The 20399-nt window shown below is 66.4% G+C and carries 17 protein-coding genes and 1 tRNA gene; 11 read left to right on the top strand and 7 right to left on the bottom strand.

Annotated features, from left to right (window positions below; translation table 11 throughout):
* Positions 1-29 precede the first annotated feature (29 nt).
* Positions 30-248 (bottom strand): hypothetical protein, encoded by a 219-nt coding sequence (locus O3305_RS02245; protein WP_184167199.1) that lies wholly within the window; start codon positions 246-248, stop codon positions 30-32.
* A gap of 192 nt (positions 249-440) precedes the next feature.
* Here O3305_RS02245 and O3305_RS02240 point away from each other — a divergent pair, with 192 nt between their 5' ends.
* The 4 genes from O3305_RS02240 (at position 441) to O3305_RS02225 (ending at position 6632) form a co-directional block, all read left to right on the top strand.
* Positions 441-707 carry an FAD assembly factor SdhE gene (locus tag O3305_RS02240; RefSeq protein WP_184167202.1) on the top strand — a complete coding sequence of 89 codons (267 nt, stop codon included), beginning with the start codon at positions 441-443 and terminating at the stop codon, positions 705-707.
* 97 nt (positions 708-804) lie between these two features.
* Positions 805-4260, top strand: coding sequence for a transcription-repair coupling factor (mfd, locus tag O3305_RS02235; RefSeq protein WP_269574960.1), 3456 nt, complete (start codon positions 805-807; stop codon positions 4258-4260).
* Between the two features lie 93 nt (positions 4261-4353).
* Positions 4354-5859 carry a protoglobin domain-containing protein gene (locus tag O3305_RS02230; protein WP_493111891.1) on the top strand — a complete coding sequence of 502 codons (1506 nt, stop codon included), beginning with the start codon at positions 4354-4356 and terminating at the stop codon, positions 5857-5859.
* Positions 5860-6260: 401 nt separating this feature from the next.
* The gene (locus O3305_RS02225; protein WP_269574959.1) at positions 6261-6632 is read left to right on the top strand and encodes a hypothetical protein; all 372 of its coding nucleotides are present in this window, start codon (positions 6261-6263) and stop codon (positions 6630-6632) included.
* Between the two features lie 272 nt (positions 6633-6904).
* Here the strand turns inward: O3305_RS02225 and O3305_RS02220 are convergent, their stop codons facing one another.
* Positions 6905-7291, bottom strand: coding sequence for a hypothetical protein (locus O3305_RS02220; RefSeq protein WP_269574958.1), 387 nt, complete (start codon positions 7289-7291; stop codon positions 6905-6907).
* Positions 7288-9270 (bottom strand): putative bifunctional diguanylate cyclase/phosphodiesterase, encoded by a 1983-nt coding sequence (locus tag O3305_RS02215; protein ID WP_184167214.1) that lies wholly within the window; start codon positions 9268-9270, stop codon positions 7288-7290. Before O3305_RS02215 ends, O3305_RS02220 begins: the two co-directional genes overlap by 4 nt.
* Positions 9271-9329: 59 nt before the next feature.
* Between O3305_RS02215 and moaA the strand changes: the two genes are divergently transcribed.
* The 3 genes from moaA (at position 9330) to O3305_RS02200 (ending at position 11242) form a co-directional block, all read left to right on the top strand.
* Entirely contained in the window at positions 9330-10328 is a 999-nt protein-coding gene (moaA, locus tag O3305_RS02210) for a GTP 3',8-cyclase MoaA (RefSeq protein ID WP_269574957.1), read from the top strand.
* Entirely contained in the window at positions 10325-11095 is a 771-nt protein-coding gene (locus O3305_RS02205; protein ID WP_184167221.1) for an NAD kinase, read from the top strand. Before moaA ends, O3305_RS02205 begins: the two co-directional genes overlap by 4 nt.
* A 72-nt stretch (positions 11096-11167) precedes the next feature.
* A tRNA-Asn gene (locus O3305_RS02200) sits at positions 11168-11242 on the top strand.
* 175 nt (positions 11243-11417) lie between these two features.
* On the opposite strand, the gene O3305_RS02195 is transcribed toward O3305_RS02200, so the two are convergent.
* Positions 11418-12062: a sensor histidine kinase gene (locus O3305_RS02195; RefSeq protein WP_269574956.1), complete on the bottom strand. Its 645-nt coding sequence runs from the start codon at positions 12060-12062 to the stop codon at positions 11418-11420.
* 349 nt (positions 12063-12411) lie between these two features.
* On the opposite strand from O3305_RS02195, the gene O3305_RS02190 reads away from it, so the two are divergent.
* The 4 genes from O3305_RS02190 to O3305_RS02175 all read left to right on the top strand — a co-directional run bounded on the left by O3305_RS02190 (position 12412) and on the right by O3305_RS02175 (position 15812).
* Positions 12412-13494 carry an AraC family transcriptional regulator ligand-binding domain-containing protein gene (locus O3305_RS02190; protein ID WP_269574955.1) on the top strand — a complete coding sequence of 361 codons (1083 nt, stop codon included), beginning with the start codon at positions 12412-12414 and terminating at the stop codon, positions 13492-13494.
* A gap of 57 nt (positions 13495-13551) precedes the next feature.
* A complete protein-coding gene (locus tag O3305_RS02185; RefSeq protein WP_184167230.1) occupies positions 13552-14568 on the top strand; it encodes an adenosine deaminase in 1017 nt (338 codons plus the stop codon).
* Entirely contained in the window at positions 14565-15077 is a 513-nt protein-coding gene (locus O3305_RS02180) for a phosphoribosyltransferase (RefSeq protein ID WP_342251423.1), read from the top strand. The genes O3305_RS02185 and O3305_RS02180 overlap by 4 nt, the downstream gene beginning before the upstream one ends.
* 123 nt (positions 15078-15200) lie before the next feature.
* The gene (locus tag O3305_RS02175) at positions 15201-15812 is read left to right on the top strand and encodes a CC0125/CC1285 family lipoprotein (protein WP_184167233.1); all 612 of its coding nucleotides are present in this window, start codon (positions 15201-15203) and stop codon (positions 15810-15812) included.
* Positions 15813-16335: 523 nt separating this feature from the next.
* Here the strand turns inward: O3305_RS02175 and secA are convergent.
* The 3 genes from secA to O3305_RS02160 form a co-directional block, all read right to left on the bottom strand.
* Entirely contained in the window at positions 16336-19077 is a 2742-nt protein-coding gene (gene secA, locus O3305_RS02170; protein ID WP_269574954.1) for a preprotein translocase subunit SecA, read from the bottom strand.
* Positions 19078-19195: 118 nt separating this feature from the next.
* Positions 19196-19456, bottom strand: coding sequence for a hypothetical protein (locus O3305_RS02165; protein ID WP_269574953.1), 261 nt, complete (start codon positions 19454-19456; stop codon positions 19196-19198).
* Positions 19457-19577: 121 nt separating this feature from the next.
* A complete protein-coding gene (locus O3305_RS02160; protein ID WP_269574952.1) occupies positions 19578-20351 on the bottom strand; it encodes a TylF/MycF/NovP-related O-methyltransferase in 774 nt (257 codons plus the stop codon).
* Between the last annotated feature and the right edge of the window lie 48 nt (positions 20352-20399).

The raw sequence follows: 20399 nt of genomic DNA, 5'->3' as shown, positions 1-20399 counted from the left end.
CGGGCAACCGAAATGGAAAATCTAGCGCCTCAGGCCGCGTTGCGCGCAGGCGCGATCGCCTGGCCGGCCGCCTCGATCGCGGCATGGACTTCGTTGACGGTCGATCCGACCACCACTTCATGCGCGCCGTCGAACGAGAGCACGCCCACATCGTCGCCCGCCATGTTGATCGTCGCTACGGTACGAACCTCGGCGATGTTCACGAGGATCGGATCGCCATTGATCGACTTCAGCATCACGAAACGCATTTGGAACTACCCCTACCCAATGTATCCCCCATCATAGGAAGATCGCCGGCCAATCGGGCTGCAATCGCCCGATAATGGCGCGATTAAGTTGTGGACTGGCGTTTCGCCCCCCACCGACCTATCTGCACATCCCTATTCCCCTCGCCGACTGCGCCGTTTCGCGCTGCCGGCCATTTGCCGTTGAGGACCCGCATGGACCGCGAAATCCGTCTCAAGCGCCTGCACTTCCGCGCATGGCACCGCGGCGTGAAGGAAGCCGACCTGCTGATCGGCGGCTTTTTCGACAAGCATGGCGCCAGCTGGAGCGATGCCGAGATGGACCTGTTCGAGGAACTGCTCGAGGAGCAGGACGTCGACATCATGGCCTGGGCGATGGGCGTCGAGCCAGCGCCCGAACGCTTTGCCGGCACGTTGATGACCGCGCTCAAGGAACTGAACTACGTGCCGATCAGCGAGTAGCCGTCATCCCGGCGAAAGCCGGGATCTCGTGCGGCTCCTTCCCCGCGCCTTCGCCTGAGATCCCGGCTTTCGCCGGGATGACGAACCAAGAGCCAAGATGCCCGACCTCAAGACCATCCTCTCCGCGCAAAAGCCCCTCACTCTCTCGGGCGCTCCCGCCGGCTTCCTTCCCTGGATGCTGGCCGATCTGGCGCGCACCGGGCGGATGGCCGTGTTCGTTGCGCCCGACGAATCCGCGATGCGCGCCGTGGCCGGCACCGCGCCCTATTTCGCGCCCGAGCTTGAGGTCCTGAGCTTCCCCGCCTGGGATTGTCTTCCCTATGACCGCGCCAGCCCAACGCTGCGCGTCATGGCCGAACGCCTCGCCACGCTTCACGCGCTCCAGGGCAAGAGCGACAAGCCCCGCCTGCTCGTCACTACGGTCAACGCCGCCACCCAGCGCACGCTCACGCCCTTCCGCATCCGCCAGCTCGTCGCCCGCCTCGCCCCCGGCGAGCGCATCGGCCTCGACAAGCTTGCAGTACTGCTCCAGGCGAACGGCTATGTCCGCGTCGACACGGTAAACGATTCCGGCGAGTTCGCGGTGCGCGGCGGCCTGGTCGATCTCTTCCCCTCGGGCGCCGAACAGGCCCTGCGCCTCGATTTCTTCGGTGACGAGATCGAATCCGTCCGCACCTTCGACCCCTCGGACCAGCGCACCACCGGGCGGGTCGATGGCTTCACCCTGCTGCCCGCATCCGAAGCCCTGCTCGACGAGGAATCGGTCAAGCGCTTCCGCACCCGGTACCGCGAAAAGTTCGGCGCCACCGCCACCGGCGATCCGCTCTACCAGGCGATCAGCGACGGCCGCCGCCTCGCCGGCATGGAGCATTGGCTGCCGCTGTTCGAGGATCGCCTCGAGACCCTGTTCGAGCATCTCCCCGACGATGCGATCCTGATCCGCGACGCGGGCGATGCCGGCGCCGCCGAAGCCCGGTTCGAAGCAATCGCCGACTATCAGTCGAACCGCGTCCGCGCCCAGTCGGCCGACCCGGGCAGCTATCGCCCGCTCGCAGCCGATGCGCTCTACCTGGTCGCCAGCGAATGGGAGAAGCGCCTTGCCGACTGGCCGGCGCACACCGCCACGCCCTTCCACGAGCCCGAAAGCGCTACCGTCCTCGACTTCAACGTCGATGGCCCGCGCGATTTCGCGCCCGAACGCGCCGCCGGCACCAATGTCTATGAGGCGGTGGTCGAGCACATCGCCAAGCTGCGCAAGGCGGGCAGGAAGCCGATCCTCGCCAGCTATTCGGGCGGCGCCCGCGAGCGCCTGACCGGGCTGCTCGCCGATCACGGGCTCAAGACCGCGCGCAAGGCGGACAGCTGGCATGAGGCGATGGGCATCGCCGACAGCGCCGTCGCAATGATCGTGCTGCCGCTCGATCACGGCTTCGCAGCGCCCGACATGTCGGTACTGACCGAGCAGGATATGCTCGGCGACCGTCTCGTCCGCCGCTCGAAGCGCCGCAAGTCGACCGACGCGTTCCTCAACGAGCTGGCGACGCTCTCGCCGGGCGACCTGGTCGTGCACGTCGATCACGGCATTGGCCGCTATGAGGGGCTCACCCAGATCCCGGTGCAGAAGGCGCCGCACGACTGCGTCGCGCTCACCTATGCCGGCGGCGACAAGCTTTACGTCCCGGTCGAGAATCTCGAGGTCCTGAGCCGCTACGGCGCGGGCGAAGAGGGCGCGACGCTCGACAAGCTGGGCGGCGAGGCGTGGCAACGGCGCAAGAGCCGGATGAAGGAGCGGATCCGCGAGATCGCGGGCGAGCTCATCGCCACCGCGGCCAAGCGCGCCACCCGCCCCGCCGAAGTCGCCGAGCCCGATGCCGGCGGCTACCCCGCATTCGTCGATCGCTTCCCGTACGAGGAGACCGACGACCAGGACCGCGCGATCGGCGACGTGCTCGAGGATCTCGCGGCCGGTCGCCCGATGGACCGCCTGATCGTCGGCGATGTCGGCTTCGGCAAGACCGAGGTCGCGCTGCGCGCCGCCTTTGTTGCGGCAATGGCCGGGATGCAGGTCGCGGTGGTCTGCCCGACCACGTTGCTCGCCCGCCAGCACTTCAACAACTTCACCCAGCGTTTCGAGGGCTTCCCGATCAAGGTCGGCCGCCTCTCGCGCCTGGTCGGCGCCAACGAGATGAAGGCGACCAAGGACGGCGCGGCCGACGGCACGATCGACATCGTCGTCGGCACCCACGCAGTGCTCGCCAAGAATGTCGAGTTCAAGCGCCTCGGCCTGGTCATCGTCGACGAGGAGCAGCGCTTCGGCGTCACCCACAAGGAGCGGCTGAAGGCGATGAAGGCGGACGTCCATGTCCTCACCCTCACCGCCACCCCGATCCCGCGCACCCTGCAGATGGCGATGTCCGGCCTGCGCGAGCTGTCGGTGATCCAGACCCCGCCGGTCGACCGCCTCGCGGTGCGCACCTATGTCATGCCCTGGGACCCGGTCGTCCTGCGCGAGGCGCTGCTCCGCGAGCATTATCGCGGCGGCCAGGCCTATTTCGTCACGCCGCGCATCTCGGACCTGCCCGAGATCGAGGAGTTCCTGCGCAACGACGTCCCCGAGATCTCCTATGTCGTCGCCCACGGCCAGATGACGCCGACCGAGGTCGAGGAGCGCATGTCCGCCTTCTACGACCGCAAATACGACCTGCTCGTCTCGACCACGATCATCGAGTCCGGCATCGACATCCCCTCGGCCAACACCCTCATCATCAACCGCGCCGACAAGTTCGGCCTCGCCCAGCTCTACCAGCTGCGCGGCCGCGTCGGGCGCTCCAAGACCCGCGCCTATGCGTACATGACCACCCCCGCCCAGCGGCTGATGACCGAGGCGGCGGAGAAGCGGCTCAAGGTCCTCTCCGACCTGGAGAGCCTGGGCGCCGGTTTCCAGCTCGCGTCGCACGACCTCGACATCCGCGGTGCCGGCAATCTGCTCGGCGACGAGCAGTCCGGCCATATCAAGGAAGTCGGCTACGAGCTCTACCAGTCGATGCTCGAGGAAGCGATCATGGACGCCAAGGCCGGCGGCCTGCGCGACGAGCGCCCGCGCGACCTGTCGCCCCAGATCACCGTCGACGCGCCGATCATGATCCCGGAGGACTATGTCCCCGACCTCGACCTGCGCATGGGCCTCTATCGCCGCCTCAACGACGTCGAGGACCGCGCCGGCATCGAGGCCTTCGCCGCCGAGCTGATCGACCGCTTCGGCAAGCTGCCCGAGGCGACCGAGAACCTGATCACCCTGATCGAGACCAAGCTCAACGCCAAGAAGGCCTGCATCGCCAAGATCGATGTCGGCCCCAGGGGCGCGCTGGTCAGCTTCCACGACGACAAGTTCCCGAACGTCGAGGGCCTGCTCGCCTATGTCGACAAGCTGGAAGGCACCGCGAAGCTGCGCCCGGACATGAAGCTGGTCATCAACCGCGCCTGGGCCACGCCCCAGGCCCGGCTCAACGGCGCGCTCCAGCTCTCGCGCGGACTCGCCAAGGCCGCCGGCTGAATTTTTGATCCGGATCAATATCCTGCGCGCGGCGGCACCGCCCTTGGGTTCGCTCTCCTAGAATAGGGGGGCATCCCAAGGAGAATCCTCGAAGTGACCGATCATCTCTCGTCCCGTCTCGCGTACATGGAGATGGGACCCGCGCAGCGTGCCACGCTTTCCGCCAACAGCACGCTGATCCGCTCGGTAATCGGCAAGGCCCTTGATCGTTTCTACGCCCGTGTCCGCGCCACCCCGGAGACCGCGCGCTTCTTCTCGAACGCCGATCACATGCGCGGCGCCCAGTCGGCCCAGGAAAAGCACTGGGGCCGCATCATGGACGGCAATTTCGACGAGCAATATTATCAGAGCGTCCGCCGCATCGGCGCCACCCATTCGCGCATCGGGCTCGAGCCGCGCTGGTATGTCGGCGGCTATGCGCTGGTGCTGGAGCACCTGATCGAAGCCACGATGGCGCGCACCCCGCTGTGGCGCCGCCTCGTCAATGCCTTCCGCCCCCGCGCCGCCGCCGCCCTGCCCGCCGCACTTAGCAAGGCCGCGCTGCTCGACATGGAGCTCTCCATCTCGATCTATCTCGAGGAAGAGCAGGTCGCCCGCGAAAAGGCCGTGCAGGCGCTTGACGAGGCGCTGGCCGCGCTTGCCGATGGCGACCTCACCCGCCAGCTCGCCAACATGCCGGCCACCTATGCCTCGCTCGAGCGCAGCTACAACCACACGCTCGCCAAGATGCAGGACATGATCCGCGCGGTCACCGCCGGCTCGCAGCGGATCAACGGCACGATCCACGAGATCGCCCAGGCGTCGGACGACCTCGCCCGCCGCACCCAGGCCAATGCCGCCAGCCTCGAAGAGACCAACGCCGCCGTCTCGCAGATGGACAGCCGCTCGAGCAACACCGCCCGCGCCGCCCAGTCCACCGTCGCCCGCGCCGACCAGGCGATCGCCACCGTCGATGACGGCCGCAGCGTCGCCCATCAGGCGGTCGAGGCGATGAACCGCGTGTCGGAAAGCGCCAAGGGCATCGACACGGTGATCGAGGGTCTCGACAAGATCGCCTTCCAGACCCGCGTCCTCGCGATGAACGCCGCCGTCGAAGCCGGCCGCGCCGGCGAGGCGGGCCGCGGCTTCGCCGTGGTCGCCGACCTGGTCAGCGCGCTCGCGATGCGCGCCGAGGAAGAAGCCGGCCGCGCCCGCGACCAGCTCACCACGACCCAGGCCGAAGTGGTTACCGCGGTGGATGCGGTGATGAAGGTCGATGGCGCGCTCGCCAACATCTCCAGCGATGTCGGCGAAGTCCACGCCCTGCTCGGCACCATGGCGCAGGACAACAAGGCGCAGGCGGTCGCGATCGGCGAAGTCAGCACCGCGATCGGCGCGATGGACCGGGGCACGCAGCAGAACGCCGCGATGGTCGAGGAAACCTCCGCCGCCACCCGCACGCTCGAGCAGGAAGCCGAAACCCTGGCCGAGCTCACCAGCGCCTTCCGCACGGATGCCGCAGCCGCTCCCGCACGCGCGAACGGTCGCCACCCGATCGTCAGCGGCGTGGTGCGCAACCTGCCGGCAGCGGCGGTCTCCGCCCTGCGCGCCCCGAACTGAGACAGGGCAAATCGACCTGTATTTTTGCGTAATTGCGCATGCTGCAACTGCGTTCAGGATGCAGGATGAGATTCTGTCGCTCGGCGTCAGGGCCGAACCTCGGGGGAGGTTTGGCCCCGGTGCGGCTTCTTTGTTTTGAAGCCGACCCGTTTCGGCAGATCTCGTGTTGAACCGATAATCATAAGGCTGCGTATCTGGCCGTGACGGATGTGATTGAATCAGGCGCGCCCCTGAACGGGGCCGCTCGCGAGGAGCTTGGCTTGAGGGAGCCGGACGGTTTCGAGCAACGTCGACTGCTGACCGAAGCGATGGCCCGGCTGTCGCATGCAAGCTCCATTGACGAGCTGGTCACTGTGCTGCGGGATTGCGCGCGCACCATTGCGCGATGCGACGGGGTCACCGTGATCCGTCGCACGGGCAATCGCGTGGCCTATATCGCCGAAGACGCGATGTCCCCGCTCTGGGCAGGCTCGGATTTCCCGATCGAGAATTGCATCTCGGGCCTCGCCATCCTCGAGGCGCGCCCGATCCACATTCCCGACATCTACGAGGATGATCGGGTGCCGGTGGACGCCTATCGCCCCACCTTCGTGCGCAGCATGTCGATGTATCCGATCGGGCTGATGGGCCCGAGCATGGCGATGGGCGCCTATTGGAAGGACGCAGGCGCCGCCGATCCGGCGACCAACGCCCTGCTCGCCAGCCTGGCGCGCTACGCCGGCGTCACCCTCAACCGCGTAACCGAAGGCCGCGGCGCGGACCCGGAGGGATAAATCGCGCCGCCGATCCCGATGGACCGGCCTCCCCTTTCCGCCATCTCCCAAGCCGTTCCCCTCACGCCCCGCTCGTCATTTCCTGTCTTCCGCCATCCCGTCTTCCGGCAGCGCCCCCTCCGCCATTCCCCTTCTTCCGTCATCCCCGCGCAGGCGGGGATCCATTGCCGCTGAAGGCAATGAGTCCCACCCCGGCCAGCCAGAATGGATCCCCGCCTGCGCGGGGATGACGACAAGAATTCGCAAGGATGGGCAATGGACGGCAGAGCCCCCTACCGGATCTCCAGCACTTCCTCTTCCTCGGCCTCCAGCTCCTCCACCGAGAATTTCTCCCGCTCCATGCTGAATCCGCCGGTGGTGCCTTCGTCGAGCCGCCAGCGCCCATTCGCCTCGGTGCCCTGATCGTCGATCTGGCCCTCGTAGAACACCGCATGGTGCCACCGGCCGCGATATTGCTTCACGAACTGGATCAGCCCGCTGCTCCGCCGCCCGGCAACCGATGCGTTGCGGATGCCGCCCTGCCCGTCCGGCTCGCTGATCGATCCGGAGAACACTCCGCCCGCTTCCTCGAGCACGGCGATGAAGCCATTGTCCTGGTCGCCTCCGGTGCTGGCATAGCGGCCATACCAGACGCCGCTCATCTCGCGCGGATCGCTCATGCCCGGCTCACCAGCTGGGCCAGCGCCGGCACGTCCACCGGACCGGCGCACAGATAGCCCTGGAAATACTGGCAGCCTTCCTTGGCGAGCAGGTCGAGCTGCTCGGCCGTCTCCACGCCCTCGGCGACCACCGACAGCCCCAGCGAGCGCGCCATGTCGATCACCCCGCGCACGACCACCCGGTCACGCGCCGATCCCGTGATGTCCTGGCTCAGCTTGCGGTCGATCTTCAGATAGTCGAGCGGCAGCGCCTTGAGATAGGCCAGGCTCGAATAGCCCGTGCCGAAATCGTCGATCGCCACCCGGCATCCCGCCGCGCGCAGCATGGTGAGCAGCCGCGCCGCCTCCCCCAGGTCGGACATGATTCCGCTCTCGGTGATCTCCACCGTCAGCCGGTTGCGCGGGAAGTTGCTCGCATCGATCCGCCCGAGCAGCGCATCGAGGAACCCCGATCGCGCGACATCCCCGGCAGTGACGTTGATCGACAGCCGCAGCTTGCTCAGCGACATCGGCCAGTTGGCCGCCGCCGCCAGCGCCCGGCGCTGGACATGGTCGGACAGGGTCGCGTCGAGCCCGGCACGCTCCGCGGTCGCGAACAGGGTCTCCGCGCCAAGCTCGCCGAATTCCGGGTGGTTCCAGCGCGCCAGCGCCTCCACGCCGATGATCTGCCCGGTCGCGATCGCCACCTGGGGCTGGAACAGCACGCCGATCTCGCTGCGCTCCAGCGCCCGATGCAGGCTGTCGACCAGCACGTCGACCGGCGGTGCCCCCTTTTCCAGCGGCACGTCGCCGAGCAGTGCCTCGCTCGCCCGGCGCAGCATCGCGGCGGCGGTGTCTCCCGCCTGGCTCGCCCCGGTCACCAGCCGCGCCCCCAGCGGGGCGATGTCGCCGCCCGCGACGAAGGGCCGGGCCAGCGCATCCTCCAGCCGCGCCGCCGCGGTGCCGATCCGCGCGGCATCCGCATCGTCGCTGGCGACCAGGAATTCCGAACCGCCGATCCGCGCGACGATCGCGCCCTTGCCCAGCGCCTCGCGCGCCACTTCGCCCACCCGGCGCGAGACGCTGCGCAGCAGCTCGTCGCCCACGGTGCGGCCATAGGCGGTGTTGACCGTCTCGAACCGCGTCAGCCCGATCAGCACGATGCCCACCTTGCCGCCCTCGGCCAGCCGGCGGTCGATCCAGCGGCGGGCGCTGGGCCCGTCGCGCGCGCCGGTCAGCGCGTCGCGCACCGCCGCATTGGCATCGGGCGCCACGCCCAGCGCCTCGACCAGCGCGTGCAGCCGGTTGGTCTGCGCATCATATTGCAGGTGCTGCACCACCCGCCCGACGCCGGCTAGGTCGTGCGCGAACGCGGTGGACGGGGTCTCGGCATTGAGGCGGCGCAGCGCGCTGCGTGCCAGCACCCGGTCGGCAAGATCGAGCTTGGCGAAGAAGCTGCGGGTGCCCGGTGCCTCGGGCAGGCCGAGCAGGCTCGCCAGCGCCGGCGTCACCTGGAGCGAGCGCATGCCCGGATCGAAGCGCCAGCCGAGCGGCTCGGCCGGCCCCTTTTCCTGGCCATGCCAGCCCGAGAGTCGCTCGACATGGCGCTGGGCGAAGCGGATCGCATGCGCCATCGCCGCCGAGGACATTGGGCTCGACAGGAAATGCGTCGCGCCGGCGTCGAAGAAATAGCGCATGTGCACCGTGTCGCTCTGCGACACGAGGATCAGCATCGCCGCGCCATGCGCCTCGATCGTCGGGCCCAGGACCTTCGCGGCGTCGAGCCCCTCGGAAAGCGCGCCGCGCGCGTCGATCACCGCGACGGCGGCGCCGCTGCCCAGGAAGCGGCGCTCCAGCGCGTCCGATCGCCGGGCCGCCACGACCCGCCAGCCGCCTCCCGCCGCTGCCGCCGCGACTTCGTCGCGCTGGCGGAAGCTGAGGACGAACACCGGTGCAGCGTCTGCATTGGCGCCTTCGATGACTGTGAAATCTTCAGACATTCCGCCCTCGATAACGCGAACGCTTGCCCACCGCTATCTTCATGCTTACCTGCCTTTACATGGCAGCCGCGTCCGCCTTGATCGATGCCCATGGCCGCGCGATCCAGTATTTGCGGATTTCGGTGACGGATCGCTGCGATCTGCGTTGCCGCTACTGCATGTCGGAGGACATGCGCTTCCTGCCCCGCAGTGAATTGCTGAGCCTCGATGAGCTGGCGCTGATCGCCGATCGCTTCATTGCCCGCGGCGTGCGCAAGATCCGGCTGACCGGCGGCGAGCCGCTGGTGCGCAGCGACACGATCGAGCTGGTCCGCCGCGTCGGGCGGCATCTCGGCCAGGGGCTGGACGAAGTCACGCTGACGACGAACGGCACGCGGCTGGCGGAGCATGCTGCGGCGCTGCGCGATGCCGGCGTGCGCCGGGTCAATGTGAGTCTCGACAGCCGCGATCCCGAGGTTTTCCGCCATGTCACCCGGCATGGGGACGTGGTGAAGGTATTGGCGGGCATTGCCGCGGCGCAGGATGCCGGGCTTGCGGTCAAGCTCAACATGGTCGCGCTCAAGGGGCTGAACGAGGGCGAGGTCGCGCCGATGCTCGCCTGGGCGGTCGAGCGCGGCATGGACCTCACCCTGATCGAGACGATGCCGCTCGGCCAGATCGACGAGGATCGGGTGGATCGCTTCCTGCCGCTGGGCGGAGTGCTCGCCGATCTGCGCGATCGCTTCGATCTCGTGCCCGATACGCATCGCACCGGCGGCCCCGCCCGCTATTGGCGGGTCGCGGGCTCGGATACGCGACTGGGCCTGATTACCCCGCTCACCGCCAATTTCTGCGACGGCTGCAACCGCGTCCGCCTCGCCACCGACGGAAAGCTCTATATGTGCCTGGGCCACGATGAAGGCGTGGATTTGAAAGCCGCCCTCCGCAGTTCCGAATCCCTCGCCCTGGACGCGGCGATAGATGATTCGCTTCGCCGAAAGCCTGCCCGGCATGATTTCCGCATCGCCGCCGGGGCTGCTCCGGCCACGCGTCGCCACATGAGTGTCACCGGCGGATGAGCCAGTTGCGCGCGCTTTTCGCTTCCCCCACCGAACCCGCCCAGCTCGCCGCGGACGAGTTGCGCGAGGCCTATGAATGGGTGCCGCTGGACCAGGCCGAATCGATCGTCGCCCTGGGTGGCGACGGCTTCATGCTCCAGACCCTCCACACCCTGCTCGAAGGCCGCCGCAACCTGCCGGTGTTCGGCATGAACCTCGGCACGGTCGGCTTCCTGATGAACGACTGGCGCCGTGAAGGGCTGGACGAGCGGCTGGCCCGCGCCAAGCCGTTCAAGGTCAGCCCGCTCAAGATGCACGCGGTCAACACCACAGGTGAGCGATTCGAGCTGCCGGCGATCAACGAAGTCTCGTTCCTGCGCGAGACGCGCCAGACGGCGAAGCTCGAGGTCACGGTCAACGATCGCGTGGTGCTGCCCGAGCTGGTGTGCGACGGCATGCTGATCGCCACGCCTGCGGGCTCGACCGCGTACAACCTCTCGGTCCAGGGACCGATCCTGCCGCTGGGCTCGGGCATGCTGGCGATGACGCCGATCAGCCCCTTCCGTCCCCGGCGCTGGCGCGGGGCCATCCTGCCCGACAAGGCGCGAATCACGATTCGCGTGCTGGAGGCCGACAAGCGCCCGGTCAGCGCGGTCGCGGACCAGCGCGAAGTGCGCGATGTGGCCCGCGTCGATATCGAAATCGACCACCACCGCGACCTCACCTTGCTCTTCGATCCCGAGCATGCGCTCGATGATCGCATTACGATGGAACAATTCGTCGCCTGACCCCTTGCAATCCTCGAAAACCCGCTGCATAGGGCCGCCTCCGCCGCGGTTCACCGCGCGGAAAGATGGTGATCCCTGATAGCTCAGCGGTAGAGCTCTCGACTGTTAATCGAGCGGCCGTAGGTTCGAATCCTACTCAGGGAGCCACCACAAACCCTTCAGAAACAAAGACATTCAGCACCGCAGCGCAATCGCGCATGCGGCTCTTCGCGTTTCCACGCGCCCGAGATCGTTTCCCGACTCCAACGAAAAAGCCCCGCCCGTGAGGGGACGGGCGGGGCTTCAGAGGCCCGGTGGGGGGATGGGCCTCTCGGGGGGTAACTCAGATGAACTCGGGTCCACGCGGCAGGGCGAGAACGAACACGGCGCCCTCCCCCGGCTCGGCAGGTTCGATGGTCAGCGTGCCGTCATGGGCGTCGACGATCGTCTGCGAGATGGCGAGGCCGAGGCCGGTGCCGTCCACCTTGGTGCTGACCATCGGCTCGAACAGATGCTCCTGCACGCCGACGGGAATACCAGGCCCCGTGTCCGCCACGCGGATGCGGACGCGCTCGCCTTCGGTCCAGCTCGAGATCTCGATCTTGCGGACCGGGCTGTTCCACATCGCCTGCGCGGCGTTGAGCAACAGGTTGGAGAGCACCATCTCGATCTGGATGCGATCGGCAAGCACGCAGGTCGATCCCGGATCGAAGCTGCGAACCACCTCGACATCTTCAAGGCACGAAAGCCGGGCGCTGACGGCGTCGAGCATCTCGACCAGGCATTCCGGGCGCACATCGACGCGACCCGTCTTCACGAAGGCGCGCATCCGCAGCACGATGTCCGACGCCCGCGCGGTCTGGGCCGCGGCGTCCTCGATGAAGCCGAGCAGTTCCTCCAGCCCGTGGATGCGCTGGCGGATGACCGAGGCGCAGCCCAGCATATAGTTGCTGGCCGCGGTGAGCGGCTGGGCAAGTTCATGCGCCATTGCCGCTGCCATCGCGCTCATCGCGGTAAGGCGTGCACGTGCGGAAGGATCGCTTGGCGAGCATGGCTCGGGGGGCGAATCATTTGCAGGAAAGCGAACCGAATCGGGCGCTTCAGGCAGCCCATTACCTTCGGCGCCAGCGTTACGCCTGGCGGCCGAAACCCCATCGAACCCCATTTTTTTCTCCGTGCCCCTGGTTTCCTGCCCATGGAAACCGGTGTCCCCGATATTAATACGACAAGCTGCGCCTGACTGCTTTGCATTTCGCGCCAGCTACTTGGCAGTTCACGCCACCAGGCATAGGATTCGCAATGTTCCGGATGCACTCCGGGCATGGGGAGGGTCCTGCATGGCGTCTGCACGTGCGGCCATACTGAGGAACTATGTTTCGGTCGCCCTGGACGTTGGCCTCGATCCTTATCGCATACTTGCCGACACCGGCGTCAGCCCATCACAACTTCGCAATCCTGAGGAAAGACTACCCAGGGGCGCGATCGCCTCGATCCTCGAACGCTCGGCCATCGAGGGGAATTGCCCGCATTTCGCGATGCTTCTCGCCGAACGCCAGGATCTGTCCTCCTTCGGCCCCATAAGCCTGGTGCTGCAGCAGCAGGAAACGCTGGAAGACGCCATCCGCATGCTGGTCCGCTACCAGCACCTGCTCGGCGACCTGCTGACCTTCAATTTCGAGCTCGCCGGCGACAGCGCGCTGGTGCGGACCCAGATCATCAGCAACATCGACTTCGTGCCGCGCCAGGCGCATGAAGCGGTAGGCTCGATCCTGTCGCGCGCCTTCACCGAGATCGGCGGCGAACGGTGGAAGCCGGACTGCCTGCACTTCATGCATGCCGCCCCCCGCTCGCTGGAATTCCATCACCGCATACTGGGCTGTCCGGTGGTCTTCGGGAGCGATGTGAACGGGATCGTCTATAGCCGCGAGGCGCTGCGGGCGCGCAATCCGAGCTACCGCGCCAACCTTGCCGCATACGCCAACAGCTATTTCGAGGCGCAATTCCCTTCGGCCCCGCCACAGAGCCAGACGGACCGCGCCCGCCAGGCGCTCTACCTCCTGCTCGCCTCGGGCAACGCCTCGATCGAGAGCGTGGCGCGCCATCTCAGCGTTTCCCCGCGCACCCTCCAGCGCCGCCTCGAAGCCGAAGGCACCGGGTTCAGCGCGGTGCTGAACGCGGTCCGCAAGGAGCTGGTGGTCCGCCACCTGCTCAACAATGTCCACGCGCTCGCCACCGTCGGCGAGATGCTGGGCTACACGTCGCCGGCCGCGTTCACTCGGTGGTTCAGCTCGGAATTCGGCATGTCGCCCAGCGCGTGGCGACGTTCGAGCAATGACGATCACAAGGATGCCGACCCACCCGAGGAAGACGAGTCCGGGCGGGCCGGCCAACAGGGACTGCCCGCACCCCATCCCCTCTGAGGGCAACCGGCGCGCCCTCCCCTTGCGACTCTCTCGCGCGCCTGCGATGTTCCCGCGATGCGAGACCTCGACACTTTCATCGCCGGCCTGCCCAAGGCGGAACTGCACCTTCACATCGAAGGCAGCCTCGAGCCCGAGCAGATGTTCGCCTTTGCCCAGCGCAACAACGTTGCCATCCCCTTCGCCTCGGTGGAGGAAGTGCGCGCGGCCTACGAATTCTCGAACCTGCAGGACTTCCTCGACATCTATTATGCCGGCGCCGACGTGCTGCGCACCGAGGAGGATTTCCGCGACCTGGCCCTCGCCTATTTCGAGCGCGTCGCGAAGGACGGCGTGGTCCATGCCGAGATCTTCTTCGATCCACAGACCCACACGCACCGCGGCATCCCCTTCGGGGTAGTCGCCAACGGCCTGCTCGCCGGCATGGACGAGGCCGAGAGCCGGCTCGGCATCACCTCGAAGCTGATCCTCTGCTTCCTGCGCCACCTCGACGAGGAAGACGCCTTCAAGACCCTGACCCAGGCCCAGCCCTGGATCGACCGGATCGCCGGCGTGGGCCTCGACTCCTCGGAAGTCGGCCATCCGCCCTCCAAGTTCGAGCGCGTCTTCGCCGCCGCCGCCGCGATGGGCCTCAAGCGCGTCGCCCATGCCGGCGAGGAAGGCCCGCCCGCCTATGTGGAGGAAGCGCTCGACCTTCTCGCGGTTGACCGGCTCGACCATGGCAATCGCAGTCTCGAGGATCCCGCGCTGGTCGCGCGCCTCGCCCGATCGTCGATGACGCTGACGGTATGCCCGCTGTCCAACGTCAAGTTGTGCAACGTCGCTTCGGTCGATGTGCATCCGATCGACCGGATGCTCGAGCTCGGCCTGCGCGCCACGGTCAATTCGGACGACCCGGCCTATTTCGGCGGCTATGTCGCCGACAATTACCGCGCGATCGCGCAGGGCCGCGATCTCAGTCGCCGCGACCTGGTGACGCTGGCGCGCAACTCTTTCCTGGGCTCGTTCCTTTCGGACGACGAAGTCGCCACCCATCTCGCCCGGGTAGACGCCTATGCGGAGGAACACGCTTGAGCATCGTCTTCACCCATTTCACGCACGAGGAGATGGTCGCGGGCATCCACGCCATCGCCGGCGAGGCCGAGGCCTGGAACCCCACCCTTCTGGTCGGCATCGGCCGCGGCGGGCTGACGCCGGCGGTATTCCTGTCGCACCGCATGGGCCTGCCGCTGGTCTCGATCGACTATTCGACCAAGATCGCCCAGTTCGGCGAGGAACTGGTATCGGTGCTCGCCCGGCGGACGCGCGACGGCGACCGGCTGCTGTTCGTCGAGGACATCAACGACAGCGGCAAGACGATCGGCGAGCTTCGCGCCGCACTGGCTGCCGAGGGCGCGATCGCCAGCCGCATCCGCTTCGCCGTGCTGCTCGACAATATCCGCTCGTCGCAGCAGGTCGATTATCGCTCGCGCCGGATCGACCGTTCGGTCGACAAGGACTGGTTCGTCTTCCCCTGGGAGGCGATGGCCCCGCGCGACACGCTGGCGGAAGACGCCATGGAAGTTCCCGAACGACTCGCGTGAGTTGCCCGTGACCGTTCAGGCGCTGTCAATCGTACTTATGGCACGCTCCGTCGCGGACACATCCCTGTCGGCACGCGTTCGTTCCGTCATAGCAGTGACCAGACCTAACCCTCGGAGAGAAGCATGTTGAGAACTCCCAAGCGCCCCCGGATCGCAGCGCTGGCTCTCATCCTCGCCGGCAGCATCTCGCTGTCCGCCTGTATGACCGCGACCCCCTATCAGCCGGCAACGGGCAACGGCACTGCCGCGCGCAACGGCTATTCGGACACCCAGATCGAAAGCAATCGCTTCCGCGTCAGCTTCGCGGGCAACAGCCTGACGGCGCGCGAGACGGTCGAGCGCTACCTGCTCTATCGGGCGGCCGAGCTCACCCTGCAGCAGGGCTTCGACTATTTCGTGCTCGCGGATCGCGACACCGAGAAGAAGACCGACGTCGTCCGTACGCCGGGCGCATGGGGCGGCCCCGGCTGGGGCGGCGGTCCCTGGGGTTATTGGAGCCCGTCGTGGCGCTTCTATCGCGGCCCGCGCTGGGGCTGGCGCAGCTGGGATCCCTTCTATGACGATCCCTTCTGGCGCGATCGCGACTGGGACTATCGCACCGTCACCCAATATGAGGCCATGGCCGAAGTGGTGATGGGCAAGGGCCCGAAGCCGGCCGACAATGTCCGCGCCTTCGACGCGCACGAAGTGGTCAATCGCCTTGGCCCGTCGATCCAGATGCCGACCGCAAAGTAAGCGGGCACGAAAAAACCTCCCGCCTGCGCGGGAGGGACTTTCGAGAGGGAGGGCCGATCAGCCCTCCCTTTTCTTTTGCCTGAAACCGCGCCCGTTCCAACACCGGCAGCAAGGACGACTCGCGAAAATACACGAAGTACACGCCAAGAGCCGGTTTCCGCGGCACCGAAGCTGACATACGTCCCGGAGTCGCCGCGCATCACGCAACTTTCCTGCGCGCGCGTGATCCTATTTTTCCAACGGAATCAAAGAGCCGCCGGCCATGAGACCGGCTGCCCGAGCCGAGCCGACGAACTCCTACATTGCAAGGATCGAACCGGCTCCCTGTCCCGCACTTCGTACCCTGCTTCCCCGGCGAAGGCCGGGGAACGGGGACATCTGAAAGGCCGCTCGTCCCCAGGAATCGTTATCCCCGCGCAGGCGGGGATCCAGGGTTACAGGCGATGCACCCTTGGCTCTGGATCCCGCCTTCGCGGGGATGACGGGATTTTGGAGGGCGGACTCAAGGTCCGCCCCAACCGGATCAGGCCACCTGGCCGTGGCAATGCTTGTACTTGCGGCCCGAGCCGCACGGACACGGCGCGTTGCGGCTGACCAGCCCTTCCCACTGCGCCGGATCCGTACCGAGATCCTCGGGCGACGGCTGGGGAATCCCCAGCTGCGGCAGGCGAGTGGTGACCAGGCCGGCGGCACCGCCGTCATAGTCATAGGTATCGTCGTCGCCGGTCAGCGGATCGATATGCGTGGTCAGGAAGTCGGGCAGCTGCGGCAGCTCGGGAGCCGGCTCCATGCGGAACTGGGCGAAGGCGAGCGTGCGGGTCACGTCCTCGCGGATCTGGCCGAGCATACGCTCGAACATCGCGAACGCTTCGTGCTTGTACTCGTTGATCGGCGTCTTCTGGGCATAGGCACGCAGATGGACGACCTGGCGGAGCGCATCGAGCATCGCGAGATGCTCCTTCCAGTGGTGGTCGAGATTCTGCAGCAGGATCGACTTCTCGATCTGGCTCCAGGTCTCGGGCTCGAGGTCGGCCGCCTTGGCTTCGACCAGCTGGTCGGCCGCGGTGCGGATGCGCTCCTCGACCATTTCCGGCTCGATCTGCGCTTCGTCGCGGATCCACTGATCGACCGGCGCCTCGACATTGAGGGTGCCGACCAGCTTCTCCTTGAGCTCCTCGACCTTCCACTGCTCGGGGTAGGAGCCGTGCGGGCAATATTCGCCGACAATGGCGTTGACCGTTTCCGCGCGCATGTCCGCGACGACGTCACCCACCGTCTCGGCATCCATGATGTCCGCGCGCTGCTCGTAGATCACCTTGCGCTGGTCGTTCATCACGTCATCATATTCGACGACCTGCTTGCGGATGTCGTAGTTGCGCGCCTCGACCTTGCGCTGCGCGGTCTCGATCGCCTTGGACAACCACTTCGAGCCGATCGCCTCGCCATCCTCGATATTGTTGCGCATCATCTTGGCGAACAGCGTGTTCGAACCGAAGATGCGCAGCAGATCGTCGTCAAGGCTGAGGTAGAAGCGCGACAGGCCCGGATCGCCCTGGCGACCCGAGCGGCCACGCAGCTGGTTATCGATGCGGCGGCTCTCATGGCGCTCGGTACCGAGCACGAACAGGCCGCCGGCTTCCTTCACCTTCTGCTTCTCGGCATCGATCTCGGCCTTGATCTGCTGGATCGCCGCTTCCTTGGCGGGGCCTTCCTCCATTTCGGAAAGCTCGTCATGGACGCGGAATTCGAGGTTGCCGCCCAGCTGGATGTCGGTACCGCGGCCGGCCATGTTGGTGGCGATGGTCACCGCACCCAGGCGACCCGCCTGCGCGACGATATGCGCTTCATGCTCGTGCTGGCGGGCGTTGAGCACGCTATGCTCCACGCCTTCCTTCTCCAGGAACTCGGAGAGCATCTCGCTCTTCTCGATCGAGACGGTGCCGACCAGCACCGGCTGGCCCTTGGCGGAGTGCAGCTTGATCTTCTTGGCAATCGCCGCGAACTTCTCGTCGAGCGTCTTGTAGAACTCGTCCTCCTCGTCGACGCGCTGCACCGGCAGGTTGGTCGGGATGGTGACGACGTTCATCTTGTAGATGTCGAAGAACTCCGGCGCCTCGGTCGCCGCGGTGCCGGTCATGCCGCCCAGCTTCGGGTACATGCGGAAATAGTTCTGGAAGGTGATCGAGGCGAGCGTCTGGTTCTCGGGCTCGATGTTGACGCCTTCCTTGGCTTCCACCGCCTGGTGCAGGCCGTCCGACCAGCGGCGGCCATCCATCATGCGGCCGGTGAACTCGTCGATGATGACGACCTTGTCGTCCTTCACGATATAGTCGATGTCGCGCTTGAACATCACGTTCGCGCGCAGCGCCTGGTTCAGGTGGTGGACGACCTGGGTGTTCTCGAAGTCATAGAGATTGGCGCCCTGGAGCAGACCGGCGGCCTCGAGCATGCGCTCGACCTTCTCGGTGCCATCCTCGGTCAGCACGATGGTGCGCTGCTTCTCGTCCTTCTCGTAATCCTCGGGCACGAGCTGCTTCACGACCACGTCCACGCCCATATAGAGCTCGGACTTGTCGTCGGTCGGGCCCGAGATGATCAGCGGCGTGCGCGCCTCGTCGATCAGGATCGAGTCGACTTCATCGACGATCGCGAAGTTGAAAGGGCGCTGCGTCATCGACGCGCGATCATATTTCATGTTGTCGCGGAGGTAGTCGAAGCCGAATTCGTTGTTCGTGCCGTAGGTGATGTCCGCGGCATAGGCCTCGCGGCGCTCATGATCCGACAGGTTCGGAATGATCACGCCGGTGGTGAGCCCGAGGAAACGATAGACGCGCCCCATCCAGTCCGCGTCACGCGAAGCGAGATAGTCGTTGACGGTGACGACGTGCACGCCGTCGCCCGGCAGCGCGTTGAGATAGGTCGCGAGCGTGGCGACCAGGGTCTTGCCCTCGCCGGTGCGCATCTCGGCGATCTCGCCGCGGTGGAGCACGATGCCGCCGACCATCTGCACGTCATAGTGGCGCTGGCCGAGCACGCGCTTGGCCGCCTCGCGCACCGTGGCGAAAGCTTCGGGGAGCAGCGCGTCGAGCTTCTCGCCATTGGCGAGGCGCTCGCGGAACTTCACGGTCTGGTTCGCGAGTTCCTCGTCGCTCATCGCCTGCAGCGCGGGCTCGAAGCCGGCGATCTTCTTGACGATACCGTCGAGCGACTTGACGTAGCGATCGTTCGAGGAACCGAACAGGGTCTTGGCAAAACCGCCGAGCATGGATTTTCCAGTCTATGTCTTAAGGTGGTCGGACGGGCGCGCAGGCAATGCGCCAGCGCCCGTTTGGATGCGGAAACGGAAAAGTGCAGCTCCGCGTTTCAGCGGGCCGCAAAAAAGCTCATTCGAGCCGGCGCTCGAAAGGCAGGTGCGACGCGACAAGCGCGGTCTGCACGGCCGCAAGCGGCCTGGCCTTTTCGGGGCGAAGGAGCGGCACCGCGGGCGCCGGCGCAGCGCGGCGGGCCGGAAGCACCGCAGCCTGAGCCGACTGGGCCGCCTGGACCACCGCGATGCCCTGGACCTGCCGGATTCCACCGCGATCGGCCTGACCGATGCCGGTCAGGCTCGCGAGGAAGGCAGTCAGGAGAAGCAGCAGTTCCAAAGCAATCTCTGTGACGTGACTAGCGCCCGCCAGCCAGGCGGGCGCAACACAGACATAGTGACTGCTATGGCATTCGTCTAACTAAAAGCTCGGCCGGACGTGTCGCCACGCCGCTGCCGGGTCACTCGCCCCATACCGCCCAGGCACAATAGGGCTGATGCGGGAAGCGACGCAGGCGCAGATTGCCGATCCCGACGATCTCATCGAGTGCTCGCGTTTCCCCCGGGAAATGCGGGCAATTGAGCTCGTCGAACACGAGCAGGGAACCACGCGTGAGGCGTGGCAGCACCAGCTCGAGCGCGTCGCGGGTCGGCTTGAACACGTCCATGTCGAATATCGCCATGGAGACGACCGCCTGGGGGTTCTTCTCCAGCCAGTCCGGCAGCGTGGCACTCACATCGCCCTTCACCAGCTCATATTTCTGGATCTGCGGGATCGGCGAGAAGCTCTCATGCAGCGAGAGCAACTCGGCGAGCTGCGCCTCATATCCCTGCGACGTCGAATAATCGCCCGCATTGGAGAAGCCGCCATCCTTGGCGTCGACGCCAACAAAGCCGCTGAACGTGTCGAAGCCGACGATGCGGCGGCTGTGATTGAACGGCTCATACATGCCGCGCAGATTGACGAGCAACGACATGGTCGCGCCCCAGTGCACCCCAAATTCGCAGATCACCCCGGGCACATCGAGGATCTGACGGTAGAGCATGTCCTGATAGAGAATCCGCGAGATTACCTGCCGCTTGAGGAACACCATCGAATGATAGTTCCATTGCGGCCCGAATCCGCCCTCGGCAAAGCGTGCCCTGGCCAGGGCATGGAGCTTCGCGTCGTTATCGGATTCGGTCGCGGCACGCTGCGTGAATTCACCTTCGATTTTCTGAAGCTCGGTATGCATAAATTCTCCCTGCCGCTGCCCCCCAATTGGACTTCCGCACGGAACTGA

Origin of the sequence: Sphingomonas sp. NIBR02145 (assembly GCF_027359115.1) — a bacterium.
Classification (GTDB): Bacteria; Pseudomonadota; Alphaproteobacteria; order Sphingomonadales; family Sphingomonadaceae; genus Sphingomonas; species Sphingomonas kyeonggiensis_A.
Note: the sequence above shows the minus strand (reverse complement) of the source record. Positions and strands in the feature narration are given on the sequence as shown.